This is a genomic window from Arthrobacter sp. SD76 (assembly GCF_049726125.1).
Lineage (GTDB): Bacteria > Actinomycetota > Actinomycetes > Actinomycetales > Micrococcaceae > Arthrobacter > Arthrobacter nitrophenolicus.
In genome coordinates, this window is the sequence record NZ_JBNBLR010000001.1 from 1583125 (window position 1) to 1602964 (window position 19840).

Consider the following 19840-nt stretch of genomic DNA (forward strand, 5'->3'; position numbering starts at 1 on the left):
CCAGCGCCTTGGCTGTCGCTTCGTCGATCAGACGCACGCCTAGCCTCCGATCGGGTTCTTCAGGTCATCCAGGTAGGTCTTGCCGGCCATCAGGTCCTGCTTCTGCTGGTAGGTCGACATGAGGATGTCCACGTCGCCGTAGGTGAAGGTGGAGGTGAGGACCTTGATCGCGGGTGCGTCGACGACGTCGGACACGAGGTCCCACCATGTGACCTTGCCGCCCATCATCACGTTCACCGGGGTCTGCCGTGCCTTCGCGTTCGCGAGGTACAGGGTCCCCTCAAGTTCCAGTTCGCCCCACTCTGGCAGCGGCCGGAACACCAGCTGCGCGGTGTACCTCAGCAGCTTCTTTAGCCGGGCGTTCTGCTCGGCCGAGCGGGTCCCGACGGATGTGTCGAGTCCCATCTCGGCCATGCGTTCACCGAACAGGGCCATGGGTTTCTTGGAGCCCATGATCTTGAAGATGGACACGTCGGCGTTGTACTCCAGCGCCTGGAGCGCTTGGGCGCGGAGGTAGATGTCGCCGTCGTTCCGGCGCTGCCCCACCACGGGGACCGCGTTCTGCGGGACTAGGGCGTCCTGGATCCAGCCGACGACCGAGGGGACCACCACGGTGTTCGACGTGGCGCGGGAGGCGCCCAGCGGGCCGCTGAGCACCTCCAGTTCGTACCGGACGCTTCGGCCCAGCGGGCAGAAGTGGTCCGTCACATACGCCGCGTCGTTCATCGTGGTGCCCTCGAACCCTTGCACCGGGTTCCGGTTCCCGTCCGCGATCTGCCACAACGTGACGACCGAGGTTCCCACACCGAGGCCGGTGATCGTGATCCCGGCGCGGTCGGCAGGGGAGTCCATCAGAGCTACAGCAGAGATGTCTGCCACAGGTCACCCCTTCCTGAGATTGCGTGTGTTCGCATCAAACGTCTGAACCACGTCCGTGGCCTGTTGCCGGGCGGTGGCGGACACCAGGCCGCGGACCTGCTCGCCGGTGAATGGGTTGGTGACCAGCACAGTGAGGCCCTCAAGCGATACCGTCGGTGCCGCCTGCTGCAAGGTCATCAGCTGGGCTGAGGCGGTGCGGGTGCCGATTGCGCCACCTCCGGCGAACCCTTGGAACTGACCCGCTTGGAGCTGAGCGCGGAACTTGTACACCGCCTGCTGACCGCCCATCTTCTGGACATCGCCAGCGTCGAGCACATGCTCACCGTTTGACAGGGCAAACAGTCCTGCTGTGTCGCTGGTTGAAGTACCAGGGCCTGTGACAGCACCGCCGGACGCATATGAGCCGTAGAGGCCACCGCCTTCCGGCTCGTTGCCGCCCGAATCAGCCACACGTTTTTCGTAGTTGATCCGGTGCGTCTCTTCGATTTTGATGTCCCGGGTCGTCACCGTGACAGTGCGGCCATCGATGGCATCCATCGCACCCTTGGTTTCCTCAGCCATACGCTTGGCCCGGTCATCCATCCATGAGTGGATGTCCACACCATCCGGCACGCCGAGGACTTCACGTGCCAGGTCGATGGCGGCCTGACCGGTAATGCCCATGCCGTCCGCCGCGACGAGTAGGTCGTCGTAGGTAGTGGACAGCTTCGCCTGCAGGTCCGGCAGGCCGACGCCTTCCTTCGCTTTGGCTTCCACCTCGGCCATGCCCTTGCGGGCGACGTCCTGGAACGCTGCGTTAGCTCGGGCTCCTGCCTCGGTTGCGAGGTTGAAGTCGGTGCCGTTCTCGTTGAGGATGGCGCCCATCTCGCCACCGGATTCAGCGATCTCCTTCAGCGTGGCCGGGATGTTCCGGAGCGCCTCGTGGTACGCGGCATTGGCATCACGGGCGGACATCGTGATCATGCCCGTGGCGAACAGCTGCTCGAGGAACTTGTCCATATCCTCGATTACGCCGTCCAGCGCCACGCCGGTACCCTGGATGGCCTCGTCGAGGATCGCCTGTGCAGACGCCGCGTTCTGCGCTGCCGGGTCGGCTTGGAGCATGGCCTCGGTCAGGGCCTCCTGTGAAACCTGGGTTTCACCGTTGGCGCTCTTCGCTGCAAGGACTGCGTCCTTGTACTCGGGGAACAGCTCGACAAGTTTCTCGACCGGGACGCCGGTCTTGCCTGCATCCTCCGCGGCCAGCCGGAATGATGCTGCCGCATCCTCCAGGTTCCCGGACGTGGCCATCGATGCGATGGCTTTGTCGAAGTTGCCGATCGCGTCCTTGGCCGCGTTGATCCCGGAAGTGGCGTTTTGCCCGAACAGCGTCGATCCGAAGTCGGCGACGTTGTCCTGCCAGGACGCGTTGAACACTCGGTTCAGTGCGTCTCCGAAGGTGTTGACGGCGGTGGTGCCGCCGCTAATCAGGTCCGGATTCAGGACACCGTTGAACGCTGCGTCGAGGGCTTTCCGTGCTGCCGCCCCGTTCTGGCTGATGCCGGTCAGGGCGTTGTTGAAGTCTTCGACGCTGGTCTTGGTTCGGTTGTCGTCTGTCGCTGCGGCGGCAAAGGCTGCAGCAGTGGCCAGAGCAGTGTATGCCGCTGCTGCGACGCCCGCTGCCTTGCCGATGCCTGCCATGACGCCCGGGACCTTGGACCCGGAGTCGCTCATGGTTTTGAACGCTGCCCGGGTGTCCGCGATCTTCGGGACCACAGTGACGAGGGCGCCGGCCAGCAGCGCGGCACCGCCAGTCACGGCAGCGAAACCAGTCACGGCTCCCTGTACCGGGGCTGGGAGGGAACCAAACGTCTGGGCCAGACCTGCCACGGCCTCCGCTGCGCCCTGGATGATGGGCAGCATGGAAGCGCCTGCATCGATGGCGGCGTCCTTGATGTTATTCCAAGCGATCTTGACCTTGGACTCGGTCGTCTCGTACCGCTTGGCCGCCTCGTTTGCGAGTGCTGTGTTTTCCTTCCACGCCTTCGCGCCGAGGTCGAGCGATTCGGAGAGCAGGTCACCGGCGCCGGCGAGACGGAGGATCACGCCGGTTTCCTCGGTGCCCTTGATGCCAAGATCTGACATCGTCTCCACGACGTTCCCGCCAGACTCCTTGACGCGGGAGAGGCCCTTGACCACCATGTCCATGGCGCGGACAGGGTCGTTCTCGAATGCCGCGGCGAACTGTTCGCTGGACGTGCCAGCGACCTTTGCCAGAGCCTGCAGACCCTCGCCGCCGGTCTTGACGTCCGCGTACATACGCTGGAGCACGCGGGAGGTCACGCCGCCGCCGAGCTCAGCCTCAACACCAACCGATGACAGGGCGTTGGCCAGAGCCAGGACGTCGGCCTCGGACGCGCCGACGAGCTTACCGGCGCCAGAGATCCGCTGCGCCATCATCATGATGTCTTTTTCGGTGGACGCGCCGTCGTTTCCGAGGGCCACAAGGGTCGCGCCGAGGTTGTCGACCTCGTCGCCTGCGGTGCCCATAACGTTCATGAATCGGGCGATGGAAGTTGCCGCGTCGTCCGCCGTGAGGTTGGTTGTCTCGGCGAGGTCGATCATCGTCTTGGTGAACGCTGCGACAGACTCGCGCTGCACACCCAACTGGCCTGCTGCCTCCGCCACGGCAGCGATGTCCTGGTGCGTGGAGGGCAGGGTCTTGGCAAGGTTGCGCAGTTCGCCCTCGAGGGCTGCCATCTGCTCGGGAGAACCGTCTACCGTTTTGGTGACGCCAGCCCAGGCGGACTCCCAGTCCATTGCTGCTTTCGCCGAGGCGCCCAGGGCAGCAACGGATGTGGCGCCGAAACCCGCGAGGGCCGTGCCGGCGGTGTCCATCGCCTGCCGGTTCTCACCGATGGTCTTCTTGGCTTGGGCCGTCTTCTTGACGACGTCCTCGGTTGCCTGCGCGGCCTTCCCCAGGCCAGCTACATAACCGGCGACTTCTGCCTCAAGCCTGACGATTACTGAGCGCACAGACATGGGGCGGCCTCCGATATTGGTTAGACTTCAGCCCATGGGAATTACTGGGCGGGACAGGAAGATTCCGACGTGGCTGGTCGTCGTGGGCGCAGCGATCGCCTTATTCGCGCTCTGCATGGTGTTGCAGTTCGGGCTGGGGCTGTCGCTGCTTTTGCCCGCGCTGCTGCTGGTGGTCGCCGGAGTGGTCGCGCTGGTGCGCGCCCTGCGTGCAGGGCAACGCACTACCACCTGACGGGCAGCATCTCCTGCGGCAGCGGCTTGCTCGCCGGCCGCGTGTATTTGGTGTAGACCTTCTCGCCCGGCATCGGCTTGTACGGATCTTTCCCGTTCCCCTGGGTAGCCTTCTCGCGCTTCGCGCAGGAATGGCACTGGGTTTTGTGGGCGTCGTACCAGCCATCGTTGTCCGGGTGATGAGCCACGGCGATCGGGTGCCCGCAGGAGCAAAGCCCGTCCTCGTAGATCGTGAGGGCGAGGCTGAGAACATAGTCCTTCTCGGTCCACTCTCCGCGGTTCGGACTGAACCAGTGCGACGGTGGCTTGCCGGCGGACCTTGCCGTCTTCAGGACTTGGACTACCCCTGGCCAGTGTCCGTGCCAGAGGGCTTGCGCAAAAAAATCTGCGTCCACGTTGGGGAGGCCGTTCTGTGCCTGCTGCTTCGCGGCGAGGATCAGCTGCATCTGCGTGGCGCCGATGGCCTTCTCCATGGCCTTCACGGCGTCCCTGGTGAACGTGGCCGGAGTCTTCTCGCCACCGGCGGGTTTGACGGCGACGATGGACGCGGCGGTCAGCGTGTACCCGAACTCGGCGTTCGCCTCGGTCGGCGTGAGGTCCTTCGTTGCGGCTTCGCTCTCGGCGCGCAGCTCGGCGATCTGGTCCCTGGTGAGGGCCCGGACATAGACGGTGAGGGCGGAGTCCGAGAAGGTGCGGAGGAGCCGCTCGTACTCTTCTGTCAGGCCCTTCGGGGTTTTGGCCGCGGCGGACTGCTCGACGTCGTTGGCCCGGTTTTCGATGCCGATCCGGCGCTTCAGGTCGGTGAGTTCGGCAACGACGTCGGGGCGCTTGTACACGGTGGCTGACTCTTCGGGCAGGTGCGCGTCCTGCAGCCAGTCCTCAACGTTGAACGTTGCCGGGGAAATGGGTTCAGTCATGGGGTTTCAGGCTCCAAGTTCGTGGGTAACAGGCTCAGTAGGGGAGTGGAGAGTTGGGGAGGGGTGGCTGGGCGGAGCCTGAATTTACGCCCAGCCACCCGGTCTGTTAGGCCCCGGCGAGGACAGCTTCCTCGACGATCATGTTCTGCGGCAGGAACTCGATGCGGCGTTTGAGGTTGCCGTCGTTGTTCACCCGCATCGGAGCGTCGGATACGACTTCGCCGCCGAGGTCGATGATGTCGCCGACAGCCCACGGCTCGGTGGAGTCCTTGTCCGACTCGCGCAGGTAGATCCAGGACGTGGTGCCCTTGACCCGCACCGCCTCGTAACCGGAGTCCTCACCGGTGACGTCGGCGCCGCCAGCCTCTAGGTACTCGCGCAGGAACGTCAGGGCGGTGTCGTAGTTCGACGCGCCCAGCGCCTGGGAGTTGCCCTTCTGGCAGGCTGCCTTTTCGTTGAACCGGTCCGACGCGGTGTTCGTCCAGTTCGCGTCCGAGTCGAGCACGGCGCAGGAGATGTCCTTGCCGGCGTTCAGTTCGGTGACGGTGGGGATCCCCGACGCCGCGGCGGGCGCGGTCGTCAGGAGAGTGAATTTCTTCTTGCCATCAGCAGCGACTTTCATGCGCTTGCCTCCTCAGTGTTCTCCGGCTTGGCCGGTTCCTGTACTTGGGTGGTGGCCGGAGTGGCCGGTTCCCGGACCTTCCGTCGTGCGGAGGGCGGGAGTTCCAGTCCCCGAGGGCGGGGTTGTCGAGGTAGTGCGGGGGCTTGCGGTATTTCTTGCCGTCCGCGCCTACGAGCGTGATCAGCCCGTCAGGGCCGACCAGGTTGGCGATCTTTTCGGGGTCTGCCATGGGGTCCTCCTCTAGTTGGTGATGAGCCGCAGCTGCAGGGGGAGCAGATAGCGGGCCGGGCTGGTCTGGTTGTCGGGGATGGGGGTCTGCTGGTTGAAGCCGTCCGGGTTCCGGCGGACTTTGCCGGTGCCGAGACGGAGGTTGAGAACCCGGGCCAGGACAGCACCGGCCACGTCGCGGCAGAGGTTGGCGCTTGCGGCCACGACTGTCAGTTGAAAGTCCCAGATATTGACGTCGGTGCTTTGCGTGCCGCATGCGGGCGTTTCGTTCGGGTTGTCTCCGATGCCCGCCCACAGGACGACATAGGGATCGATGAACTCCCCGGTGTGGGGCACCTTGTCAGGCACTTGGCCGTCGTAGAAGGTCAGCCCGCCGGCGGCGAGCACAGCGCCGCGGAGGATGTCCGGGAAGGTGCTTAGGTCAGCCATTCAGGGCCTCCGCTCCGAGCTGCGCCATGGCCTGCTCGAAGGACGGGGCGTGGCGGTCAGCGGCGGGGCCCATGAACGGTTGCGGCGCCATCCGTGAGGTTCCCATCTCGAGATAGATGCCGTAGGAAGCAGTCGGACCGATCTCCACGGCAAGAGATCCGGAGCGCCCAACTGTCCGGAGATCTGAATGGCCGATGGAGCCTTTGAGATTTCCCGTGTCTACGGGGGCTATACTCTTCGCCGTCGCCTCTATGTCCAGGGCAGTTTTACGGATGACGACCTGCGCCCGGGCTCCGGTGCTCTTGGCCGCCTTCTTGATGTCTGCTGCGAGCTTCCGGAGTGCGTCGTCCACGGCCGGGCCTCCTAGTCGGGGTTCTGCTGGGTCTGGTTCTCGGTGCAGATGAAAGCGATCTCCCACAGCTCGGTGCCGAACATGATCGAGCTGATCCGGAACCGGCGGCCGATCACGTCGATCACGTCGCCGCGTTCCCCTGCCCGGAAGGCCGGGGTGTCGATGCAGGAGGTCGTGAGGGTGTATTGCCGTTCGGTGGTGGGCTGTTCGCCGGGGGTCCCGCCGCCGTCCCGGTTGAGGGGCTGGACGTTGAAGGCCGCCTCGTGGATCAGTTCCTCCCCGGTCCACCCTTCGGGTTTGGGGTAGGGGGCAGGGCCGTCGCTGATCCGGTAGACCTTGCCCGGGGCGGTTTGGGTGCCGTCAGCGCTGGGCCTGTGGTGCGCCGCCCATCCCTTGTGAATGACGCGGGTGTTGGGCAGAGGCATCAGTACCTCCGCTCCGCGCCTTCGGGCTTGCTGCCACCGCCGAACGGGACCACGTCGAAGAACCCCTCGACGGCTGCGGAGTCGTCGGCGTTGGCCTGCGCGTCGTACTCGGCAGCCAGGGCCCGCAGCTCCGCGGATACCTTCGCGCCGTCGGTGCTGGTGCCGGCCTGCGTGCGGATGACCTTGGAGACGAGGACCTCGGACGCGGCGATCACGCGGAGCGCCTGAGCCGCTGCCCGGTAGACGTTGTCCCCGTTCCGGTTCAGGAACACGGTCAGCTGCTCGTCGGTGAACAGCCGGTTCGCGGGGGTGTCGTCGGTGTCCGTGATGTAGAGGCGGACCTGCCCGGCCGGGGTGGTGTAGTCGATCGCCCCGTCGGTGGTGGAGAACTCACTGTCTGGTGTGCCGCCGTCGTAGATGGGTTCCGACATGCTTGTCCTCCTGTGAAGTTGTGGGGTGGTGCCCGGCTGAGGATGTCAGCCGGGCACCAGGTGGTGCTGTTATGCTCCGGCGGAGGCGTAGACGCCCGGGGTGAAGCCGGGGTCGATGCCGTAGACGTCGCGGCCACGGAACCAGATGGTGTCGTCGTCAAACGAACCGGCGTCCACGGGGACGTCGCCACCCTCGGGGCGTGCGCCCTGGTCGCGCTTGACGCGGATGTCGACGGTTTCCTCGCCCGAGAGCAGGGTGCGGATGATGGACGGCAGGTCCGAGGACTTGCCCTGCACCAGCGCCCACGCGGTGGCCGAGGAAGCGCCGAGGGCGGTTCCCAGTGCGCGGGACTCCAGCGGGTTCACCACGTTGGAGAACGGGTTCTGCACGCGGGTCTTGGTGACCTTCGACCCTTCGGTGACCTGCATCTCCAGCTCTGTGGCCTTCAGGATCCGGTTGACCTGAGAGCGCAGGGCCGGGCCGTGCAGCAGGACCAGGTCGGAGACGTCCACTGCCTCGCCGCGGTGGTTCTCGCGCAAGGCGAGGGCCTTGATCGCGGCGTCGAGGTTCTCCGGGGTCAGGGCGGCGGTTTCGATGGTGCCGAAGAAATCGGTGGACCATGCGTTGCCGTCCGTGAGGAGATCCACGACAGCGTTGTTCTGGCCCTTGATGGAGCCGTTGCCGAGCAGGCGGGGGAAGTTGGCCAGGTCGGAGAACCGGCGGCTGCGGCGCAGCTCCCAGGTCAGGCCGTAGGACTTGCCGTGCTTCGCGGCGCCGTGCTCCAGCTCGGTTTCTTCGAGCGTGCCGCCCTTGTATTCCTCGCCCTGGCGGACGGTTTCGAAGGCGTCACCGGACCACAGGTCCACCAGCTTGTGCCGGTCGAACGTGTCGACGGTGACGTCCACGAGGATCGGTTCGAACTCCTTGACGGCGTTCTGCTGGGCCTGGACGGCCTGCTTGGAGAACGCGTCAGCGAGCAGGACGGGGAAGTCGGAGGTGCTGAAAGCTTCGAGCAGGCGGGCCTGAGCGAAAGCGTCAGCGCCGGACTTGCCCTTGGCGAACAGTGCGGCGGCTTCGTAGACGCGCTCGTCGTAGGACGTGGCGATGCGGAAGCCCTCTTGTGCGAGAGTTTTCATAGTGGTGGTTCTCCTTACGCCAGCGCGGTGGTGTTGGTGATCTTGCCGAAGGGTGCGACCTCGAGGGGCGCGGTCCCGGTGCCCTTGGCGGCGTTGGCGACGCCGAAGGGGAAGTTGCCGGTCGCGGTCGCGGTGAGGGTGTTGTCGGACGCCTTGATGTAGACGATGCCGCCCTGCGCGACGGTGCCGGTGACGGGCACGTCGTAGGAGCCGTCCAGCCAGACGGTGACCTCTTCGCCGACGGCGGCCTTGGTGAGGGCCACGCCGACATACTGGCCGATCTTGACGGGGGCGCCGGATTCGACCGCTTTGTCAGCGGTGAGGGCGATGTGGCGGTTGTGGGTGTAACGCTGGTTCTTCATGGTTACTTGCCTCCTTCAAGGGCAGCGATGATGTCCGCGTCGGTCCGCTTGGGCGCGGACTCGGCGGCCGGTTTGGTGTCGCCGGCGCCGTGCACGTTGCCTTCGCCGCGTTCGGCGCGGATCTCGGCTGCTGCTTCGACGGCGGTTTCCTTCAGGGCGTCGGCGTCGAAGGTTTCGGCGGCCAGGGACGCGGCTACGATCGACCGGCGGGTCACCTTGGCGTCGAGGTCGCCAAACGCTTCGGCGACGATGGCCTCGGCCTGCCGGGTGCGGCCCTCGGTCTTGAGGGTGGTGTTCTCAGCTTCCAGCGCGGTGGCCCGGCTGGCGGCTTCGCGGAGCTGTGCGAGCTCTGCGTCATCAATGGTTGCCATGTTGGCTTCCTCCTGATTTTCGGTAACCGTCGCCGGGTTCGGGACGGAATCTGTGGACTCCTGCGCGGGAGCTGTGACGGGGACGTACTGAGTGACCTTGCGGACCTCGGTGGAGTCCCCGGTGAGTTCGGCGACGTCGTCGGTGACGGTGTATCCGACCTGGTAGGTGGTGGCTTTGGAGGGGTCCTCGATGCTGAACCAGACGTTCGTGTCGTCGTGGTCCTCCAGCCACACGTAGGTTTGCTCGTCGCCGTAGGCGGCCTTGACGAGTTCGCGGAGCTGGGACCGGAGGTCGTTCGCGGTGACCTCGTGGGCGCGGCCGGCGAACGCTTCGATGACCTTGTCGACCTTCCCGCCGCGGCCTGCGACGGTGACGAAATCGACCCGGTTGAGCTTGTGCGGGTACATCGTTTCGATGATCTGCCCGCGCCGTCCCTCGGCTTCACCGGCTTTCATGTCGACGCCGACGGCGATGGACGTGCCGATCCAAGGGGCGAACTCGCTGATCTCGGCCCGGTACTTGGATCCGAGCATGGCCTCGGCGGCGAGGCGGCCCTTGTTCCCGGTTTCCTCGTCCACGTAGTCGGGGTCCCAGTAGGCGTCCTGTTCGAGGACGGCGGCGAGGGTGTTGAGCGTCCCGGCGGGGCGTTCGTACTCGTCGGTGGGGGACATGTGGTCGATGTGCATCTGGGTGCCGGCGGGGAACACCTTGTCCTCGGCGGCCTTCTGCAGCACCTCGGCGGAGTAGTAGCCGGACGAGCCCCAGCCCGGCGTGATGAGGGTGATGAGCAGCTTGCCGGTGGTCCCGGGTGCGGTGAGTGTGCCCGCCTCGGTGATGAGCTTGGCCATTGACAGCCTCCTACAATGGGGGAATGGGTCTGGATGACCGGAACGATGGTGCGGGCGTGCCCGGGGAATGCCCTGGGCATGAGTGGAAGGTCCACGGGGTGTACCTGCGCGGGACGGGCGGGTCGATGTCCGTGGAGTGCAAATGGTGCGGCGCGGTCCAATACGAACCCTCCGCCAGTGATGGGACCTAGAGGAGGTCCTTGACCGGGGTGGCGACGTGGGAGTCGCGCCACCCGTCGGTATGCTTGACCGTGGACAGATCCGCCCACTGGATCTTCCCGGACTGCAGCAGCTCCAACCGGGTCGGGCCCATGATGGCCCGCTGTGACTCCGGTGTGAGGTTGTTGAACTCGGTGAGCGCGTCAGGGGTCAGGGACGGCGGTTCCGTGACGCCCTTGAATCCAAGGTCCGCCCATGACTTGGTAACCGAGACGCGGGTGCAACGGCCGTTCTGGTGGTCGTCCGGGCCGGGCACGTCCAGCGGGTAGCGGGTGCCGTGCTTGACCCAGCAGGACGGGCAGGTCCTCGCGTTGAGGGCGGCGTGCCACTCCCATTCTTCGAGGATGTCCTTGTTGACCTTCTCGCTGGCTTGTGTGGCTGCCCTGTGAGCGTCGAGCATCTCCGTCCGGGAGATCGTCAGCGCCCGGGTCAGGCCGCCGTTGAACCGCTGCTCCGTGGCGTCCAGGATCCGGGCGGCCACCCGGCGAGGGTTCTCCCCGACGGTGATGCCGCGGATCAGCTGCTTCTTCATGGCCTGCTCGACGTCGGCCGGCAGCGGCAGGGTCGCAGAGTGGATCTGGCCGGTGGTGCGTTCCACGATGGCAGCCAGCGCGTCGGGGGAGAGCCGTGTGAAGGACACGCCCGCGGCGGCGGTGTTGGCCGGCAGCTGGGAGCTGATCAGGGCGGAGTGCCCGTCCACAGCGTCCAGCACCGCGGCGCCGACGTCGTTGGACACGACCGTCTCGGTCTGCGCGGCGAGGGTATCCAGCATCTCCCGGGTAGCCTGCAGGGCGTCGCGGAGGCGGATGTTCTTCGCCACCACCGACCGGGATACGGCCCCGTTGGATGCCTGCCCCATGAGTTCGACCAGGGCGGTCTGGAACTCGGGGGCGAGGACGTCCCACGTGTCGACCCATGCCCGGGTGAGGGCGAGGGTTTGGGCGTCGGTCATCCGTTCGAGGCGGGCGCGGAGGTCGGCCACGATCCGCAGTGTTTCGGCCGTGACCGCCATCCGTACGCCTCCTACTTGCCTAGCTCGTCCAGCCTCTTGACCAGCGCGTTGGTGTGCTCCGCGTGCCGGCGTACCGCGGCGGCCCAGGTGCCGTCAGTGTGGTGCCCCTGCATGTGCTCGCGGATGACGCCGTTCTTGTCGTGGGCTGTGATCTCGACGCATCCCTGATCGGTGAGTGCTACAGCGCCCCACGCTTCCGGTTCTGCGTGCCCGTATTCCAGCCTGGCGCCGCAGACAGGGCAGGCGACTTTCACTGTGATGGCCATGAGGTTCTCCTACTTGAGTGCTGCTGATGGGTCTTGCCCATCACGGAATGCCTTGGTGGCGACGTCACCGGCGGACGCGGACGGGGTGATGAAATTCCCGTCGTCATCGACCATGTCGACCAGCAGGTCGTCAATGTCGCGGACCCTCAGGGCGCGGAGGACGAGCTTGAACTTCTCCACCGGTGGCAGGACGTCCATCCCGTCGGCCTTCTCCAGGGCGCCCATGAGGATGTCCAGCGGGATCTCTGCGAGGTCCGGCCAGATGACTTCCACGGTGGCGTCGGTGCCTTCGCCGAGGTCCACGAGCAGCCGGTCCCCGTCCCGCCCCACGGAACCTTTGAGGGGGCCGCGGGGGGCGATGACCGCCTGCTCGATGACGTAGCCGCAGGAGGCGCGGTATGCCTGCGCCCAGACCTCTTGCCGGCCCTGCATTTCGAGGCGCATGGGCAGGTCGAGGGTTTCGGCGGTGGCACGGGCTCCGGTGATGCCGGGGTCGGCGAGGAGGATGGTGACGGTGACGCCGAGCGCGGCGGCTGCCATCGCGGCAAGTGGCCGGCCGGACTCGGAGTCCAGGGTGGCGCCGGTCTTGGGGACGGCCTCCAGTGTCTGGCCTTCGCCGAGGGACACGGACGAACCGGGCCCCATGCTGTTGAGCTGCTGCAGCCCGGCACGCTGCACCTGCGAGGCTTTGGCCTTCGAGGAGGAGGCGCGGAACGCGATGCGGGACAGTGCCCGGCACAGGGTGGCCCAGTCCTCGAGGAACTCCTTGTAGGACCGGCACCACGGCAGCGCGGCGAACGCGTCACCGACGCCCCACAGCTTGGACCCCGCGGGGTTGACCTTGACGTGCAGGACGGGGGCGTCCCAGATGACGTCGACGCCGGCGTACTGCTTCGGCTTCGTCAGCGGCTGGTACTTCAGCGCCGGGTACAGGGCCTCGCGTTCCCGGTCCAGGCTGCCGAAGGTGGAGGTGATGGTCGTTTCGACCCAGCGGCGGCGGTAGAACCAGGGTGTGGTCTTATCCCCGGGCTCGGTGATGACCTCGACCATCTCATCGAACGGCAGCGGCCGGACCTTGACCCGCCCGGTGAGGGGGTTGGTGAAGTGGGCGAGGAACACGTTCCCGTCCGTGCCCAGATCGTTCTCCAGCGACGCGGCGGCCTGGGCGCCGAACACGGCATCCCGGTTACCCTCGTCATCCAGGTACGCCTGCACCACGGCCTCGACGTTCTGTGACCCGTCCTCACCGTTGGCGCGGGCGTTGATCTCCACACCCTGCCCGAACACGTACGAGGCGCGGATGCCGAGGCCACGCTTCAGCAGCGGGTTAGCCACGAACATGACCCGGCACAGCTCGGCGTTGCGGGTCAGCCCGTCGCGGGAGAAGTCGGTGCGGCCCATGCTGGTCACGGACTCCCACCCGGCGTCCTCGTACATCAGCTGGAGCCGGGCGAGGTTCTCCTGCGCGGTTTCCAGCCGGTGCGCGACGTCCTCCAGCCGCAGCCCCTCGGGTGTGCGGGGTTCAGTTTCGGTGGCGGGTTTGCGGAGGCCGAGGGATTCCAGGATGCCAGGCACAGGGCCCCCTCTCAGTAGGGTGTGATCGCGTATCCGCGGAGGTCGTTCTCGATGTACTCGTCCGGTTCAACCGGGTCCGCCAGCGCCTCGGTGAGGGGCAGGAGGAGGAGCCGGTTGACGCCCTGGGACATGGCGTCGATGGTGTCGTCGTGGGCGCTGTTGGGGAAGTTCTTGGCTTCCTCGATCAGTTCCTCGACGTTGGGCAGCAGGTGCGCCTCGGGTAGGACGACGTTCCCGGACTCGGTGAGCGGGCTGATCGCCGAAGCGCGGGCGTACTTGCTGCCTTCGGGCTCGATGGGGATCAACCCCATGACCCGTTTCGCGAGGGCGTTCATCACGGCCGGGCCGTTCGCCTTGTCCTCCACGAACTTCGCCACCGCCTGCGGCCACTTCTTCGACAGATCGAGGATCGCCTGGCAGGTGGCGGTGAAGTTCAGCCGGGCCCGGACCATGTCCAGCAGGTAGGCGGTGTTCCCGATCCGCAGCCACACCTGCCCTACGACGTAGTCGGAGCCGGTGGTGTCCTTGAACGTGAGGTCCCACGACTGGACCAGTTCGTGGTCGTCGCGGCCGATACCGGGGACCATGTGGGTGCCGTCCGGTTGGACCGTCCACAGCGGGGTGCTGTACCGGGTCCAGGTGGAGGGGAACACGCCGCCCTCGTCCGGGGATGGCCGGCCCTGGTACAGGGACGCCCACGTGCGGGCGCCGGAGGCGATCTTCCGCTTGACCCACTGCTTCAGGGTGCGGCGGCGGGCGGACTCCATGAACTCGCCCGGCTCCCTGCCGAGCGGGTCCGTTTCGCCCTTCTCGGGGCGGTGGTCCGCTTCAGCGGGGATGTTGATGACCTTCCAATCCTTACCGTCCTCAGCGGCGAGGAGGCGGCCGGCGAGGTCGTCCTGATGCCAGCGGGTCAGGACGAGGATGACCGGAGCGCCGGGCGCGAGACGGGTCAGGGCGGTGTCGGTCCACCAGTCCCAGGCGCGTTCACGGTAGACGGTGGAGTCGGCCTGTTCGCGGTCCTTGATCGGGTCATCGATGATGAGGAGGTCCACGGGGCGGCCGGTGAGGGCGCCGCCGATACCGGCCGTGTACACGCCACCTTCGGACCCGTCCAACGCCCATTCGTGCTGCGCTGCTAGGTCGTCGCGGATCTTCAGGCCCAGCACTTCGGAGTGGGTTGTGATGTCGTCACGGATGGCCCGGCCCCAGCGCCTCGCGACGTTGGACTCGTAGGAGGCGATCGCGATGCGGAGGTCCCGGTTCTGCGTCAGGCACCAGAGTGGGAAGCGGCGGGATGCCCGCTGGGACTTGCCCTCCTGCGGGGGCATGCTGATGATGAGTCGGGCGTCGGGGGTGTTGAACGCTTCCACCAGGGCGGCGTCGATTAGGTCAAGCGCTGGGGTCTGCACCGTCTTTGGGTCGAGGGTGGCGGCCATCTGCCCGGGTGTGGCCCATTTGGGTGCCGGCTTCTCGAAGCGTTGGGCGGCGGCCTCCCACCACGTGACCGCCGTCATCGCCCCTCCAGAGTCCTTATGCGGCGTCGTCCGCCGGGTAGAAAGCCTTCACACTGAACCCGGCGCCGGTGCCACGGTCGATCGTGGTGCCGCAGCTGCACTTGGTCCAGGAGCATTCCTTGTGCTTGCAGTGGGGGACGGCGGTGAGGGCGCCGAGGGGTTTGCCGCATTCGGGACACTGCATCGTTCCTCCTCGGGGGTGGGTGATCTACTCGCTAGGGCCGCAGGCTCCAGATGGTTGGTCGGCGTGCTTTCGATCAGTGGGGCCGGCATGACTCGAACATGCAACGGCACTGGGGGTATGCCGCCAAACCAGTTCGGCCCCGGGTTGCACGAAACCCCCGGCAGGGGTGGAAGGCACCGGCCGGGGGTTTCGAATGGGGGTTGCGTGATGCTGGGGGAGCAGCCCCTCTTGGAGCCACTAATCACACACTAGGAACAGACTAGGTTACAGAGCCCCATCTTGTCTAGCTTTGGCTAGTTTTGTCTAGGGGGGTAATGAGGACACTTGCCACGGCGCCAGCATTGACGATGGCAAGGACCTCCCTGGTCACGGCGCTGAACTCCTCAGGGTACGTTTCGGTCGTAACTTCGATCAGCCGGGGGAAGTCCAGTCGGAGCGGTGCTTTGCCGAGGTGTGGGAGCGCGGCCTGGAGGGCGGCCTGCGCGTCCCAGCGGTAGCGGTCCTTGGTCCCGGTGGTCTGCAGGTCCCACGTCTCCTGATCCACACCGAGGATGGCCATCGCTGCGGCCTCAATAGCCGCGGCCGGGATCTGTTGCTCGTTCATGCTGCCATCCTTTCAGCCCGTGCCGCGTTCTTCGCCATCTGCCGCTCCCACAAATTCCGCACCTTCCGGATCTGGAACACCGGGGCGCCCTTCTCGTTCGTCCCGACCGGGACCAGCTTCTCCCTCGCCACCCACACCCGGATGGTGTTCTGCCGGAGGATGATGTTCCGGGCCGGGTCGGACAAGATGCGGGACACCTCAGCGGCGGTCCCGGTGCGGTGGCCGGCGGCGTGCAACGCCCGGACCCGCCAGTCCACCACGTCCCAGGAGAACCCGCACGCCTTGCACGTCGCCTCAGCCCTGCCCTCGGGCGTGTAGGTGGGGGTGCCGCACTCCGCCCCGTCGATCAGGATGGGGCAGATCCCGGCGAACACTTTGCGGGGTTTCCGGTCCATGACGGCGTCGCACTGCCACAGGACTTCCCGCAGCTCGCGCTTGAGGTCGGGCGCCCAGTCCGCGGCGCGTACTTCACGGATTCGGGTGAGCAGTACGGCCGCGGCCCGGACGGCGTGCGGTTCGGTGTGGCCGAGGGTGTCGGCCCAGCCGGTGAGGATCACGTTCAGGGTCCGCCCGGCGTCGTACGCCCTGGAGTTGGTCGGGGCTGTGGGGGATGAGTGGCCGGAGGACCCGACCGTGCCGTTTCCGACGTCCATCCTCGCCGCCGAGGCCCAGAGCGCGTCCACGGTGGCCGGCACGTCGCGGAGGTCCCGCTCCAGCTTCTCTGTGCAGGCGTGGCACAGGTAGATCCCGTCCGGCAGGTTATCGCACGCCCCACAGTTTGATCCCATGTGACATTTTAACAGGGGATTCCTTAGATTTCCCTAAGTTTGTCCCATATTCTGGAAGTTTTTGCTACCCCAGCTCAGCCAGTGCCCGGAACTCCCTGGGCACGATGATGGGAACCTGCGCCGCCTGCTCCGGGGTCAGGTTCAGCGCGGCGAGGATGCGGTTCACGACGGCCGCGACCAGGTCGCCCTGCTGTTCGGCGAGCTTCACCCGGCGCTCCTCGATGCCGGCCCGGAGCGCGGCACTGGTGACCTTGACGAGGTGTTCCCGCTCCGTCAGGTACATCTGATACCAGACGTTCGGGCCGGACTTCTCCGTCGTCGTGTCCACCGGCCCCTGCGGCCCGACACCGGCGTCCGTCTGCACCTTCCCCCACACAAGATCCTCGCTGGAGAGTTCCTGCACCTTGGTCCGGAGCCACTGCACATGCCCGTAGGTGTACGCGATCTCATCCAAGAGGGCCTTGGCCGGGTCGATGTCCACCGGCAGCCCCAGGACCTTGACCGCATCGTGCATCTCCTCCTCCGCCAGACGACGGTCCGCCGCCGCCTGCACCTTCGAGGACCCGCCACCGTGGATCTTACACACCGTCCCGCCCTTGATCGGCGCCCGCCGGCAACGCTCCCCGGACTGCTTTGACGTCGCCGTGCACTGCCTACGCTCCATGAGGTCCCTCCGAATCATCAGACTCCATGACATCGTCCACAACGATGGCGGGATCGTAGTCGAGGTTGACGGTCCCTCCGGGGCCGATATAGCTGGGCAGGTATTCGCGCAGCCATTCCACATCTTCCTGGTTCCGGGGCGCGTCCACGACGTTGGCCTGGATGATTGGGCGGCCGGTGATGGCGTCCCCGTAGCAGTAGTGAGTGTGGCCGCGGCCTGTCGCGGGTCGGGCGTGGCTTACCGTCACTGTCCGCCCGGCGGCTTCCCTGGCGCGGATGTCCCGCTCGATGTGGACTTGGAGGCTGCTCATCGTTTGCTGCCTTTCCGGCGGGGGAATGTGTGCTTATGCCAGGGCCGTTTGTTGTCCTCGCGTGGGTCGGGTGCCCGGTATTCGATCTGGGTCTTCCCGTCAGGCTCGCACCTGCACTGCTCGTGCGGTTTCATGCTGCCTCCTGGTGTTGTGGTTGTCCGGTGCATGCGCATCGGTATGCGCCGCCGGTGTCGTTGTGGGCGATGGCCTGGCATTTCCCTGTGTGCCAGTGCCCGCAATCCCTGCAGTAGGTCCGCTCCATCGAGGCCCCTCTCTTTTATTTGGGCTTCCGCCCGTTATGGATCAGTGGCCGCGCTCCCGGGCGCCGCCGCCAGGACTTGCATTCGTAGCAGAAGCGGTAGCGGTCCCGGGAGGTGCCTGGCGCGTAGGCTCCCCAGTGCTTCCCCCGAACCGGTTTGAACCGAGCCAGCGTGATTTCCCAGAAGCTCATGGAGTCACCCCGCATGCTTTGCACCGGGCTGGGTAGTTGTCCTGGTGCGTCCCTGCTCGCTGGCACCGCAGCCGGCGGCGGATCAGGATCCGGTACACCAGGCGGGTGCCACTGGCCATCCACTCGGCATTCCTAGGCATCATGTCCCTCAACCGGCTCCGTACAGTCCTCGCACTCGCTTTCCTTGCCTTGGATCCGGTGGACCTTCAGCCATGCGCTGCCCTCAATGGGTTCGTCGTGCTCGTGGTGCTCCGGTTCGGGGCCGCAGGCGTATGGCTTGATCTGCGCAGGGTCGACTCCGTAGTGCCGGGCCCGCTGGTAGATCCACTCACCGGACTCGTCCATACGCGACTCAGCCCATACCCACGCTTCCTGCCCGGTGAGCCCCTGGTGCATGGCGTCGGCCATGAGTGCGATATGGCGGGCATCAATCAGCTGGTTGGTTCGGTCGGCGGCTGCCCGGCCTCGGTCCTCGAACCAGCTGGTTCCTCGTACATCAAAGCCGATGGCGCGGGCGTACAGGTAGGGGACCTCAACCTCAAGCGAACGGACCTGCCATTCTTCGCCGTGGGGGTAGAGCTCGTGCGCGTACCGGCGCTTGGTCCGGCGTTCCTGGGTTGTGGTCACTGGTCCTCCACCCGCGAGTAGCCGGCCTCTTCCAGCCCTTGGGGGGTGACAACGACGTGCCGGTTCCCAAACACGTCGTCCAGCACGGACGCATCCCAGATCGGGCCGATGATGCCGCGGTCCAGCCGCAGCGCCTCCACACGGACCTGGACACCGAGCTTGTTCTTGTACAGGCCGGGGGAGAGGTCTGCCGGTTTCCGGTATCCGAGGTTGATGAGGTGCTGGGCGAGGGGACCGGAAAGGTCCACGTCATTGCCGCCTCGGACGGGTGCTGTGCGGATGTCGGCGGCGAACTGTTCTACGGTCATGCTGCTGTGTCCTGTTCGGTGAGTGGCTGGTTGGTGATGGGGTCGCGGCGGGTGATCATGGTGTAGAGGCCGGGGTCGGTGGCGCGGAGGATGGCCATCTTCGCGGACAGGACCGGCGGGAGCTCCAACAGGTGGATTGGGCGGGACGCAGTCGGAATCGTCGCACTCATGACGCCTCGTCGTAGTGCGGGAGTTCCATAAACCTCTGCATGATGTCTAATTCGTCGTGCGCGGCCTGCCAGTTGACGCAGACGTGACCCACGGCCTTCATGTCTCTGTTGCCGCTGGAGCAGACCTTGAGCCGGAGCCGCCAGTACTCGGCGGCGAGTTCAGCGTCCGAGAGGCGCTTGCACTGGATCCAGTAATCCACGTTCACCTCGCCAATGCCGTCCAGGTTCGCATAGCAGATCTCGTTGTGTTCGAAGTGCTCGTAGACCTTCAGTTCGAGTGGCTTGCTCATTTGTCTGCTCCTGCGGTGAGTCCGGTGAGGCGGGCTTGGTCGGCCATGCCCTCGGTGAACTTCCGGCGGTCCTCGAGTTCCCGGGCGAGCTCCTGGTACTGGGCCGCGGTCATGACGATTCCTGCAGGTGTTCGGGCAGGACGTGGATGGGTTTGCGGTTGATGTCGAACGCGACCTTGTAGGCGCGAGTGGTGCCGTGGTCCATCCAGCAGCGCGGCTCGTCGTAGCCCTGGTAGGCGGTGCCGCCCTGCTGGAGGGTGGCGCGCTGGACGATGACGCCGAGGCCGGACTCCGGGATGCCGTACACGTAGTCCAGCATGGTCAGGCCGGATTGTAGATGCTCCCTGGCGAAGGACTCAGGCACCCACAGCTTCCAGTCCAGGTCGCGGAACGTCGTGCCGCCGCGGGATCGGGAGATGCCCATCCGGTCCAGCGCCGCCTGCAGCAGCCGCTCCTCCCGCGGGGCGTTGTATCCGCCGTAGGTGTGGATGCGGACCCGGACCAGCCTCTCGCTGAAGCGGACGGGCTGACCGAGCTCGAACTTGCTCACTTGCTTGCCTCCTGCGGCTTCGGCTGAGGACGGATGGGGTGGTGGACTTGG

Annotated in this window: 27 protein-coding genes; 1 reads left to right on the forward strand and 26 read right to left on the reverse strand. The window is 66.1% G+C overall.

The window, feature by feature from the left end:
• Nucleotides 1–39: 39 nt before the first annotated feature.
• Both ACPEE0_RS07790 and ACPEE0_RS07795 read right to left on the reverse strand, forming a co-directional pair.
• Nucleotides 40–879 (reverse strand): hypothetical protein, encoded by an 840-nt coding sequence (locus ACPEE0_RS07790; RefSeq protein WP_424574257.1) that lies wholly within the window; start codon nucleotides 877–879, stop codon nucleotides 40–42.
• Nucleotides 880–882: 3 nt separating this feature from the next.
• Nucleotides 883–3900 (reverse strand): phage tail tape measure protein, encoded by a 3018-nt coding sequence (locus tag ACPEE0_RS07795; RefSeq protein ID WP_424574258.1) that lies wholly within the window; start codon nucleotides 3898–3900, stop codon nucleotides 883–885.
• A 34-nt stretch (nucleotides 3901–3934) separates the two neighbouring features.
• On the opposite strand from ACPEE0_RS07795, the gene ACPEE0_RS07800 reads away from it, so the two are divergent.
• Nucleotides 3935–4132 carry a hypothetical protein gene (locus ACPEE0_RS07800; RefSeq protein WP_424574259.1) on the forward strand — a complete coding sequence of 66 codons (198 nt, stop codon included), beginning with the start codon at nucleotides 3935–3937 and terminating at the stop codon, nucleotides 4130–4132.
• On the opposite strand, the gene ACPEE0_RS07805 is transcribed toward ACPEE0_RS07800, so the two are convergent.
• The 24 genes from ACPEE0_RS07805 to ACPEE0_RS07920 form a co-directional block, all read right to left on the reverse strand.
• Nucleotides 4122–5048: a hypothetical protein gene (locus ACPEE0_RS07805; protein WP_424574260.1), complete on the reverse strand. Its 927-nt coding sequence runs from the start codon at nucleotides 5046–5048 to the stop codon at nucleotides 4122–4124. The two genes, ACPEE0_RS07800 and ACPEE0_RS07805, sit on opposite strands and share 11 nt — an antisense overlap.
• A gap of 106 nt (nucleotides 5049–5154) precedes the next feature.
• Entirely contained in the window at nucleotides 5155–5670 is a 516-nt protein-coding gene (locus ACPEE0_RS07810) for a hypothetical protein (protein WP_424574261.1), read from the reverse strand.
• Nucleotides 5654–5899 (reverse strand): hypothetical protein, encoded by a 246-nt coding sequence (locus tag ACPEE0_RS07815; protein ID WP_424574262.1) that lies wholly within the window; start codon nucleotides 5897–5899, stop codon nucleotides 5654–5656. Before ACPEE0_RS07815 ends, ACPEE0_RS07810 begins: the two co-directional genes overlap by 17 nt.
• A gap of 11 nt (nucleotides 5900–5910) precedes the next feature.
• Complete coding sequence (locus tag ACPEE0_RS07820; RefSeq protein ID WP_424574263.1) at nucleotides 5911–6327, reverse strand: hypothetical protein; 417 nt, start codon at nucleotides 6325–6327, stop codon at nucleotides 5911–5913.
• On the reverse strand, nucleotides 6320–6679 hold the full coding sequence (locus tag ACPEE0_RS07825; RefSeq protein ID WP_424574264.1) for an HK97-gp10 family putative phage morphogenesis protein: 360 nt from the start codon (nucleotides 6677–6679) through the stop codon (nucleotides 6320–6322). Before ACPEE0_RS07825 ends, ACPEE0_RS07820 begins: the two co-directional genes overlap by 8 nt.
• Before the next feature lie 11 nt (nucleotides 6680–6690).
• The gene (locus ACPEE0_RS07830; protein WP_424574265.1) at nucleotides 6691–7104 is read right to left on the reverse strand and encodes a DUF6093 family protein; all 414 of its coding nucleotides are present in this window, start codon (nucleotides 7102–7104) and stop codon (nucleotides 6691–6693) included.
• Entirely contained in the window at nucleotides 7104–7535 is a 432-nt protein-coding gene (locus ACPEE0_RS07835; RefSeq protein ID WP_424574266.1) for a hypothetical protein, read from the reverse strand. Before ACPEE0_RS07835 ends, ACPEE0_RS07830 begins: the two co-directional genes overlap by 1 nt.
• A gap of 69 nt (nucleotides 7536–7604) precedes the next feature.
• A complete protein-coding gene (locus tag ACPEE0_RS07840; protein ID WP_424574267.1) occupies nucleotides 7605–8672 on the reverse strand; it encodes a hypothetical protein in 1068 nt (355 codons plus the stop codon).
• Between the two features lie 14 nt (nucleotides 8673–8686).
• Entirely contained in the window at nucleotides 8687–9034 is a 348-nt protein-coding gene (locus ACPEE0_RS07845; RefSeq protein ID WP_424574268.1) for a DUF2190 family protein, read from the reverse strand.
• Nucleotides 9035–9036: 2 nt separating this feature from the next.
• Complete coding sequence (locus tag ACPEE0_RS07850) at nucleotides 9037–10254, reverse strand: hypothetical protein (RefSeq protein WP_424574269.1); 1218 nt, start codon at nucleotides 10252–10254, stop codon at nucleotides 9037–9039.
• 187 nt (nucleotides 10255–10441) lie between these two features.
• The gene (locus ACPEE0_RS07855) at nucleotides 10442–11485 is read right to left on the reverse strand and encodes a phage minor head protein (RefSeq protein WP_424574270.1); all 1044 of its coding nucleotides are present in this window, start codon (nucleotides 11483–11485) and stop codon (nucleotides 10442–10444) included.
• Nucleotides 11486–11496: 11 nt separating this feature from the next.
• Entirely contained in the window at nucleotides 11497–11751 is a 255-nt protein-coding gene (locus ACPEE0_RS07860) for a hypothetical protein (RefSeq protein WP_424574271.1), read from the reverse strand.
• Nucleotides 11752–11760: 9 nt separating this feature from the next.
• Nucleotides 11761–13326 (reverse strand): hypothetical protein, encoded by a 1566-nt coding sequence (locus tag ACPEE0_RS07865; protein WP_424574272.1) that lies wholly within the window; start codon nucleotides 13324–13326, stop codon nucleotides 11761–11763.
• An 11-nt stretch (nucleotides 13327–13337) separates the two neighbouring features.
• A complete protein-coding gene (gene terL, locus ACPEE0_RS07870; protein WP_424574273.1) occupies nucleotides 13338–14843 on the reverse strand; it encodes a phage terminase large subunit in 1506 nt (501 codons plus the stop codon).
• Nucleotides 14844–14859: 16 nt separating this feature from the next.
• Nucleotides 14860–15027 (reverse strand): hypothetical protein, encoded by a 168-nt coding sequence (locus ACPEE0_RS07875; protein WP_424574274.1) that lies wholly within the window; start codon nucleotides 15025–15027, stop codon nucleotides 14860–14862.
• Between the two features lie 283 nt (nucleotides 15028–15310).
• A complete protein-coding gene (locus tag ACPEE0_RS07880; protein WP_424574275.1) occupies nucleotides 15311–15631 on the reverse strand; it encodes a hypothetical protein in 321 nt (106 codons plus the stop codon).
• Complete coding sequence (locus ACPEE0_RS07885; RefSeq protein WP_424574276.1) at nucleotides 15628–16419, reverse strand: hypothetical protein; 792 nt, start codon at nucleotides 16417–16419, stop codon at nucleotides 15628–15630. Before ACPEE0_RS07885 ends, ACPEE0_RS07880 begins: the two co-directional genes overlap by 4 nt.
• Before the next feature lie 64 nt (nucleotides 16420–16483).
• A complete protein-coding gene (locus ACPEE0_RS07890) occupies nucleotides 16484–17005 on the reverse strand; it encodes a hypothetical protein (RefSeq protein ID WP_424574277.1) in 522 nt (173 codons plus the stop codon).
• A gap of 67 nt (nucleotides 17006–17072) precedes the next feature.
• A complete protein-coding gene (locus tag ACPEE0_RS07895; RefSeq protein WP_424574278.1) occupies nucleotides 17073–17393 on the reverse strand; it encodes a hypothetical protein in 321 nt (106 codons plus the stop codon).
• Between the two features lie 583 nt (nucleotides 17394–17976).
• A complete protein-coding gene (locus ACPEE0_RS07900) occupies nucleotides 17977–18471 on the reverse strand; it encodes a hypothetical protein (protein WP_424574279.1) in 495 nt (164 codons plus the stop codon).
• Nucleotides 18468–18779 carry a hypothetical protein gene (locus ACPEE0_RS07905; protein ID WP_424574280.1) on the reverse strand — a complete coding sequence of 104 codons (312 nt, stop codon included), beginning with the start codon at nucleotides 18777–18779 and terminating at the stop codon, nucleotides 18468–18470. Before ACPEE0_RS07905 ends, ACPEE0_RS07900 begins: the two co-directional genes overlap by 4 nt.
• The gene (locus tag ACPEE0_RS07910; protein ID WP_424574281.1) at nucleotides 18776–18949 is read right to left on the reverse strand and encodes a hypothetical protein; all 174 of its coding nucleotides are present in this window, start codon (nucleotides 18947–18949) and stop codon (nucleotides 18776–18778) included. Before ACPEE0_RS07910 ends, ACPEE0_RS07905 begins: the two co-directional genes overlap by 4 nt.
• Nucleotides 18946–19239, reverse strand: a complete 294-nt coding sequence (locus ACPEE0_RS07915) for a hypothetical protein (protein ID WP_424574282.1) — start codon at nucleotides 19237–19239, stop codon at nucleotides 18946–18948. The genes ACPEE0_RS07910 and ACPEE0_RS07915 overlap by 4 nt, the downstream gene beginning before the upstream one ends.
• A gap of 109 nt (nucleotides 19240–19348) precedes the next feature.
• Nucleotides 19349–19789 (reverse strand): hypothetical protein, encoded by a 441-nt coding sequence (locus ACPEE0_RS07920; protein WP_424574283.1) that lies wholly within the window; start codon nucleotides 19787–19789, stop codon nucleotides 19349–19351.
• Nucleotides 19790–19840 lie beyond the last annotated feature (51 nt).